This window comes from Pseudomonas sp. P5_B3, from assembly GCF_056400405.1.
This window is the reverse complement of record NZ_JBFULI010000118.1, coordinates 1-2523: the sequence shown is the minus strand read 5'-3', so window position 1 is coordinate 2523 and position 2523 is coordinate 1. Positions and strand designations below refer to the sequence as shown.

General features: G+C 60.7%; 2 protein-coding genes and 1 pseudogene. All 3 read right to left on the bottom strand.

Features of this window, described 5'->3' with window-relative positions:
- Positions 1–57 precede the first annotated feature (57 nt).
- Positions 58–1863 (bottom strand): esterase/lipase family protein, encoded by a 1806-nt coding sequence (locus AC1DRN_RS29810; RefSeq protein WP_477786915.1) that lies wholly within the window; start codon positions 1861–1863, stop codon positions 58–60.
- On the bottom strand, positions 1860–2054 hold the full coding sequence (locus AC1DRN_RS29805; protein WP_223463500.1) for a hypothetical protein: 195 nt from the start codon (positions 2052–2054) through the stop codon (positions 1860–1862). Before AC1DRN_RS29805 ends, AC1DRN_RS29810 begins: the two co-directional genes overlap by 4 nt.
- A pseudogene (locus AC1DRN_RS29800) lies at positions 2051–2523 on the bottom strand (T6SS immunity protein Tli4 family protein); the annotation flags it as partial. The pseudogene AC1DRN_RS29800 and the gene AC1DRN_RS29805, both read right to left, overlap by 4 nt.

Here is a 2523-nt window from a genome sequence, read left to right as displayed (position 1 = left end):
GTTTGAAGGCGGTGCACCCGGCGACCGCCCCCAACAGCAGGCCTGTAAAAAAAGCGGTCAACCGGCGCATAGCGGCCTCTTGGCTTTCGCTGCGATTTTGATGAGGGAGTAAAGAGTGAATTGCTGGGTTAACGGATTGGCGTACGACGCTTCATGATCGAAGCCGGGCGCCTGGACTTGCTGGCGGATCGAATCCTTGCGTGCCTGCCTGACCGGCGCACGACCAGAACTCACCGGAACGGTGCCGTCGCCCGCGCCGTCCTGCATGCGGCAGTGCAGCTCCCAATAGCTGGTCTGCACGGTTCTGACCGGCGCGTCGGGATCACCGCGCAGTGGTGGCACGGCCTCGGCTTGCCCGCCGACGTACAACGGGCTGCGTCCGTCGTCGCGCACTTCATGCATCTGCAGGCTGGACACCGTGAAGGCATCGGGGCTTGAGGCATGGGGGCCATTGAGACGAGACCCGCGTCGCATTTCCCAGGTGATGGATTCGAAGCTGGGGTGCTTGTCGTCGTTGCCGTAGTAGACGTAGGTTTGCGGGTGGTATGACCCAGCGATGTCCTGGTGAAACTCCTTTGCGCTCCGGATGTTATCCGCGAAATCTTTCCACGTGATCGGATCCCCATCCTTCGGAGCCAACCACTCTTCGCGCAGCAATCCCCACCAACGGTCACGTCGCAGATAAATCTCTTCGTAGGGGTCTTTTTCCGGCTGGCGCGGCATGGCCGGCCCGCCTCGCTCGTCGATCAGCCGCAGCCACCCCGGGGCATAATCCTGGGTGGGCAGCAATTGCAAGGCTCCGGGCGCCTGCGCAAACACAGCGGTGACCTCCTGGCCGGTCGGGCCAATCACCGCACCGGCAATGGGGTYCTCGTCGCTCATGCCGACTTTGCAGCGGCGGTAAGCGACCGGCGCGCCGATGGCAGGCATCACCCCATGGACCACACCGGCGATCTTGTCGGCCATGCCCGGCAGTTGCGCGCATCGCCTCGCCACCAGCCCACCCATGGAATGCGTCACCAGAATCACCTGCYGGCAATTGCGACCGTACTGGTGCATCAGCTCRTCGATGCGCTTGGCCAGCCTGGACGCGGCCTGTTCGTTGGAGTCCAGCCAGTTGTAACCACAGGCATGCACCGGCATGCGGTAGCCGCCACGCGCCACCAACTCGTCCGAAAGTGTCGACGGCAACTGGCTGGCGAGGTTGGCGCCCAATCCCGGCATGGCGATGGGAATTTCAGGTTTTAACCGGGTGATGTGCGTAGGCCCAGGCTCGACGGCCACGGTGTGCAAGTGCTCCGGCCGGATGTCGAATTGCGGCCATTGGTGGGGCAGGAATTGGCTGTTCAGGGTGTCTTCCAGCCAAAGCAGAAAAGCGTGATAGCTGGTTTCGCTGACTTCGCCCCAGCCACGTTCTCGATAGCGTTTGGACAAGGCCAAGGCTGCCTTTTTCTTGTCTGGCTCTGGCTGGGTAATGACCGTACCTACGGCGCGTTTAGGCACCGCTCCTTCTCTATCAACTTCCGCACGAACCGGATGCAGAATTTTTTGACGTTCGCCTGGTGTTTTAAATATCCAGTTTTTCGCCAACCACATGTTCTTTCCCATGAACCCCGCATCCAACCGCCAGATGGGTACCCCCTCTTCTCCCTGCTCTTCGCTCTCCTGCTCAGCAGGCTTACTCTTCAAATTCGACCCCATGATCCCCGGCACAAAAATCACCGGCAGCACCCCATCCGGCGGCAATATGCAGTGCACCGGGTCGGTGATATGGCTGGGCGTGAGGGTCCAGGTATGCACCGGGTTACCGCGCGCGTTGTAGGTCATGGGCGCAATACGCGGCGCCGTCGGGTTATCGGTCATGCGGGGTCTCCTTTTTCAAGCCATTCCAGTACAAGCCCTTCCAGCGTCATGCCCTGTTGCAGGGTGACGAAGCCTTCGCCATCGCTGCGCCCTTCGAACCGTGCGCCGTCTTTGCGGACCAAGGCGTAGGCGCGGTTGCGGATGGGTTGGCGATGAATGCGGCTACAAAAAGATCGGCAGGCGCTGATCATTGATCTTTATCCCCGGGTGACGGTTTGCGCTTTTCAAAGCTGGCGATGAACTCATCGAGGATGCGTTTGTTTTCGGCCGCCTCCTCGGCCGTTGGGCCACGGTCGTTCGCCCAAGGGTCCGGTTTGGGCGCGACTGAGCCGTAGCGAATGCGTACGGACTTTAGGATTGCATCCCACACGGCCATGGCTTCGTAGTCGGTGAGGGAGGGGTTGACGGGGTCTGGTGAAGCGGGTTGTTGCCAGAGCGGGAGGTCGTAACCTTTGTTGGCGAATTGGGGCAGGGTCCAGCGAACGAGATCTTCGGGCTCGTTGGGATCAACTGGCTCTCCTTTCATGCCACCTGCCGATAAACGGATACTCATGCCAGGCCGAGCCAGCGAGGGATTGTCCCGGTAGTTTTCGCTCACGAAGAGTATTTGACGGTGAGTGTCATCGCTGAAGCCGATCAGGGACTCTTCAGCTTGCATGC